Source organism: Bradyrhizobium manausense, from assembly GCF_001440035.1.
GTDB lineage: Bacteria > Pseudomonadota > Alphaproteobacteria > Rhizobiales > Xanthobacteraceae > Bradyrhizobium > Bradyrhizobium manausense.
In genome coordinates this window covers 1-5169 of sequence record NZ_LJYG01000063.1, presented here as the reverse complement: position 1 = coordinate 5169, position 5169 = coordinate 1, and the positions used below count along the sequence as shown (strand labels likewise).

4 protein-coding genes and 1 pseudogene are annotated in these 5169 nt (G+C 57.9%); 4 read left to right on the top strand and 1 reads right to left on the bottom strand.

Annotation, left to right across the window (positions count from 1 at the left end; genetic code table 11):
* The first annotated feature begins 118 nt into the window (after positions 1–118).
* Entirely contained in the window at positions 119–1555 is a 1437-nt protein-coding gene (locus AOQ71_RS16760; RefSeq protein ID WP_057740977.1) for an IS4 family transposase, read from the top strand.
* A 129-nt stretch (positions 1556–1684) separates the two neighbouring features.
* Here AOQ71_RS16760 and AOQ71_RS49715 read toward each other — a convergent pair whose 3' ends face one another.
* Positions 1685–1819 (bottom strand): hypothetical protein, encoded by a 135-nt coding sequence (locus tag AOQ71_RS49715; protein ID WP_283809597.1) that lies wholly within the window; start codon positions 1817–1819, stop codon positions 1685–1687.
* A 295-nt stretch (positions 1820–2114) separates the two neighbouring features.
* Between AOQ71_RS49715 and AOQ71_RS16755 the strand changes: the two genes are divergently transcribed.
* The 3 genes and pseudogenes from AOQ71_RS16755 to AOQ71_RS16740 all read left to right on the top strand — a co-directional run bounded on the left by AOQ71_RS16755 (position 2115) and on the right by AOQ71_RS16740 (position 5168).
* Positions 2115–2315, top strand: coding sequence for a hypothetical protein (locus AOQ71_RS16755; RefSeq protein WP_057748097.1), 201 nt, complete (start codon positions 2115–2117; stop codon positions 2313–2315).
* A 27-nt stretch (positions 2316–2342) separates the two neighbouring features.
* Positions 2343–2618: pseudogene (locus AOQ71_RS16750) on the top strand (hypothetical protein); the annotation flags it as partial.
* A gap of 1203 nt (positions 2619–3821) precedes the next feature.
* Positions 3822–5168 (top strand): IS5 family transposase, encoded by a 1347-nt coding sequence (locus tag AOQ71_RS16740; protein WP_057748092.1) that lies wholly within the window; start codon positions 3822–3824, stop codon positions 5166–5168.
* Position 5169 lies beyond the last annotated feature (1 nt).

Here is a 5169-nt window from a genome sequence, read left to right as displayed (position 1 = left end):
CTTCCAATTACCCACAATTTGCGGTCGATTTAGACGACGTGTCCGCGGCGAAAACTTGAATCGGCAGAATCTCTTGTGATTCGTTGTCGAGCACCTGATTCGAATTTGATGGTGCTTGGTGGGCTTGGTACTAAAGGATCTTGCGGAAGCGCGTGCTCAGCGATTGACGACCGGCATCGAGACGTGGGTTGATCGGGAAGTTGCGGGATGCGAGTTTAAGGATGAGCGGCTCGGCCGCCGATTTTGCAAGTTGCTCGGGCTGATCGGGAGCGACATGGGTCAGAGCATCCCGCTGGTTTGTCAGGACTGGGCGAACACGAAGGCCGCGTATCGCTTCTTCTCCAACGAACGGGTCAACGAGGCGGATATTCTTGGCGGCCACTTTGAGGCGACGCACGGGCGCGCGACGACAACGGAGGGGCCGATCCTTGTCCTCCATGACACGACGGAATTCAGCTTCAAGCGAGAGAAGCCGGATCTGATTGGCTTTACAGGTAAGACGGCAGGGCGCACGCAGTGCGGCATCCTGATGCATTCGAGCCTCGCCGTGACGACCGAGGGGCTTCCGCTCGGACTGGCGGCAATCAAGTTCTGGACACGCAAGAAGTTCAAGGGGACGACGGCCCTGAAGCGAAAGATCAATCCGACACGGGTTCCGATCGAGCAGAAGGAGAGCATCCGCTGGCTGGAGAATTTACGACAATCGACCGACCTTCTCGCTGCCCCTGGACAATGCGTTCATATCGGCGATCGCGAGAGCGACATCTATGAGCTGTTCTGTCTGGCCGAAGAGGTTGGAACGCATTTCCTGGTGCGAACCTGCGTTGATCGACTCGCCGGGGACGGCAATCATACAATTGCCGACGAAATGGACGAGGTCGCGGTCAAAGGTCTGCACCGGGTGGCTGTCAAGGATGACAAAGGTGATCCGGATGAAGCGCTTCTTGAAATTCGATTCCGCAAGCTTCGAATTCTGCCGCCGATCGGCAAGCAGAAGAAATATCCTGCACTCACTCTGACCGTGATCCATGCTCAAGAGCGCGGAACGCCGAAGCGGCGAAAGAAAATCGAGTGGAAGCTTCTCACCGATCTCCCGGTCCAATCGCGCAAGGACGCCATCGAGAAGCTCGAGTGGTACGCGCTGCGGTGGAAGATCGAAGTCTTCCATAAGATCCTCAAATCGGGCTGCAAGGCGGAGGAGTCGAAATTGCGAACCGCTGAGCGATTGGTCAATCTGATCGCGGTCTTCTGCATTGTGAGCTGGCGCGTCTTCTGGATGACGATGCTCAATCGCTCCACGCCGAATGCGCCGCCGCAAACGGCGCTGACGGAAACCGAAATCAAGCTTCTCGATCATTTGGTGAAAGATCGGGGTGCCAACCGCTCTCAACGAACCACGATCTCCCACTACGTCGTCAAGATCGCGCGGCTCGGAGGATACTTGGCCCGAGCCAACGATCCGCCTCCAGGAAATACCGTGATCTGGCGCGGACTATCGCGACTGATCGACATCGAATTGGGGGCCGCGATCGGGGCTAAAATTATGGGTAATTGAAAGGGCCAATAGACGCTTACGACAATGATTTTGCAAAGGTTTTCGCCATTTTCCAGATTTGGCCGTGCAAACGCGGTCAGAGGAACTGCTCCGAGCGGGATGCGGCCTTAGATCCTCTGAATGAACTCTCTAACCGTATTCGGCAACCGCAGGCTCGCCACGATGTTCTTCATGCGCCGCAATCTCAAAGCGATAAAGATCGATCGAAATCGTGAGGACCACCATCAGAGCAAGAAGGTGAAATCCGTCGAAAAATGCAATCACGCGCGGAACTAATGCGCCAATACACCACCCCTTGCATCAATCCACTTGGCTGCTGCGCAATGAGAACTCTTGCACGTAGCTGAAGAGAATGAATCGGCAAAACCATATTAGCAAAGGGCGATAGGAGCACGACGTTGCTGGCGCTGTCCGCCTAGTGGGGTGGGCAAAACTCCCTCGGACGGTTTGGGGCAGACGCGGATGAAGCAGTAATAGAAGCAACTGTGATCTCTCCCACTTGAATTTAGGAACACGCGCTTCGTATTATCTTCTTCATGAGGGGTCGGGGGATCTGCAAATGTTGGATACGGCTACCGCCAAGCTTCTGCGCGCTGTCCTCGACGAGGTCTGCGCGAGCATTTCTCGCTATGAAACAGGCGTCCGTGCACATGTGGCCGCTAAGCTTCTGGAAGCCGCCACCAGAGGCGAAACAACGCCCAGTCGCCTCAAGCAGATTGGTATCGAAGCGCTTCGTGAAGCACCGACCATGTGGCGGTAGGCGCGGGCAACATGAAGTCTCATTCAGGTGAATCTCCAAGTTACCGTCCTAAAAATCCTTGTGAGCTGTCCGGACGGCTTCGCGCCGATGGAGGATCTTAAGCGCGACATGGCGATTCCAGCGACGAGTAGTCGAGAGTGGGACGAGCGCACGACGAGAATGGCCACCCGTGCTCAGAACCTCGACATCTTTTCCCAGAAACTCATTGAGCGGATGAACGGTGGCTGGGATACCACTGAAGAGGGCCGTGCCGTCCTTGATCTCATGGAAGCGCAGCCGGTCGTTGCACAGCTGCCGCCCGAAACGAACGAATCTGCATCCGAGCAAAGAGACGACTAGTCACGGATCGAGAAAGTCGTGCCGGTGTTGTGAACGCTAGAATTAGCATGCTGAGAACGATGGTTCCTCAAGTCTTTAGTCCCGTGCTCTATGTTCCTGGTGCGGCCGGACTGGATGCCGCGCCTCGTTCATTCCCGCTGACGAGAGATGGTGTACCGCCCAAGGTGTATTAGGCCATCGGACCTGCCTTGCATGCAGACAAGCCAAAAAAAGATCCAAGCCAGCAAACGATCTGATCTGTTTGGTTCCTAGCGTTTTCCACGCTGGGCGCATGTGTCCTCCTACGTATTCTACGCGCGCCGTTGCGCGCGCAACGCGGGTGATGCCAGAGATTTAAGAACCTGCGGAACGATTCGCGATGGCTTGCGCTCTCGTTACCAAAGCGTTCGCCTATTTTCGCTCGGGGCGTGCTCATACGATTGCGGCATCCTTGGATTCCGCAATCATGCCTCAGGCCGGCCCCACTATAAGGACGATGACGCAGAGCAGGGCGATTGAGGCGGCCCACAGCGCCAAGTAGTGCCACCAACTCAACTCACGCTCCGACGTCTCACGTGCGATGGTGGCAGCCAAGCCCCCCAAGGTCATTCCGGCTATGACGGTTACGAACATATCAATGTCTTTCATAGGTGCTCCATTCAACCAGGCGCGCGTCGCGGTTTGCTCGTCACGCAAAGAGCTGGTTGCGCATTGTGATCGATGCCGGGCCCGGCGTTGGCCAGACTGATGATGGGAGAGTCGAAACATAAATATTCGGCCCACCACAGTCGGTGCGTGACAGGAAAGCAGGATCATGCGTGGGCCCACACGGCGGGTAGTCGATATTCCAACTATGCAAACGAGTTCGTCCGGGCGAGGAAGCCCAGAGTGCGCCCCTGCACAATTGAGGTCGTGATCCTCAACCGGGAAAGCGACTTCACTGAACCATCCCTACAACTTGACGCTACGTACGGTTCAACCCCCAACGACATCCATGCGAAATTGTTCAAAGACTATTTCGTCGTCCGTGAAGAGCGGCTAAGCGATTGAGCTAGAATCGCATTTGTCGTTGTGGGCTGTTTTGCGATTGCAGGGTTTTGATGTTTCGGGCATCGGAACCCTGCAATTTCATTTTCAGGATTCTTTCGAATCGCCAGGCATGATTCTGTCGTCGCATCGGAGGTGGCGATGCGACCGAAGAAGCACAGGACGACGGGATCGGGCGATCTGTTCCGGGCCAGGCTGGACCAGATCATCAATATGAAGCACGAGCTGGTTCAGCTCGCCGGCAAGGTCGATTGGGACTGGATCGACGGCGAGATCGCGCCGCTCTATAGCGAGAACGGCCGGCCCGGGATCGCAACCCGCTTCATGATCGGGCTGCTGCTGCTCAAGCAGATTTACGGCCTGTCCGATGAGGGGGTGTGCGAGCGCTGGGTCCACGACCCGTATTTCCAGTATTTCACCGGCGAAGAGTTCTTCCAGCACGCGTTCCCGCACGAGCGCTCGGATCTGAGCCACTGGCGCAAGCGGCTTGGCGACAAGCTGGAGCTGTTGCTGGCCGAGAGCTTGCGGGTGGCGCACGAGGCCGGCGCGCTACGCAGCCAGGACCTCGAGCGGGTCACGGTCGATACCACCGTGCAGCCGAAGGCCATCACCTTCCCGACCGATGCCAAGCTGCTGCACGCGGCGATCAAGGGGCTCAACCGCCTGGCGAGGAAGCACCAGGTCAAGCTGCGGCAGTCCTACCTTCGCATTGCCAAGACCGCCGCGATGATGGCGGGACGCTACGCCCATGCCAAGCAATTCAGGCGGCATCAGCGGCAGTTGCGGATCCTGCGCTCGAGGCTGGGCCGGATCATTCGCGATATCCGCCGCAAGATCGACGGTCAGGCCGTGCTCGAGAACGCGTTCGCCCTTCCGCTCAGCCGGGCCTCGCAGATCCGCTCGCAGCAGCAGCGCCAGCGCGGCTGGAAGCTTTATTCCTTCCACGCCCCGGAGGTGGAGTGCATCGGCAAAGGCAAGGCCGCCGCGCCTTACGAGTTCGGTGTCAAAGCCTCCATCGTCACCAACAACCGCCGCGCTCCAGGTGGCCTGTTCGTGCTCCACGCCAGGGCGCTCCCCGATAACCCGTACGACGGTCACACCTTGCGGGACGTCATCGACCGCGCCGAGACACTCACCGGCTGTCCGATCGAGCGGGCCTATGTCGACAAGGGATACCGCGGCCACGACGTACAAAATCCCCGTCGCGTCTTCATCTCCGGCCAGAAACGCGGTGTCTTCGGAGCCATCAAACGCGAGCTGCGACGCCGATCCGCTATCGAACCCATCATCGGACATTTGAAGACCGATGGTCACCTCGGCCGCTGTTACCTCAAAGGCCGCGCCGGCGATGCCGCCAACGTCATCCTTTCAGCCGTCGGCCACAATTTCCGCCGCATCCTCGCCTGGCTGAGGGCTCTCTCGTGCCTCATCCTGACCGTACTCATAGCAGCCATCAGTCGTCGCCCAGCGCTCAAATCGGCTTCTTAAC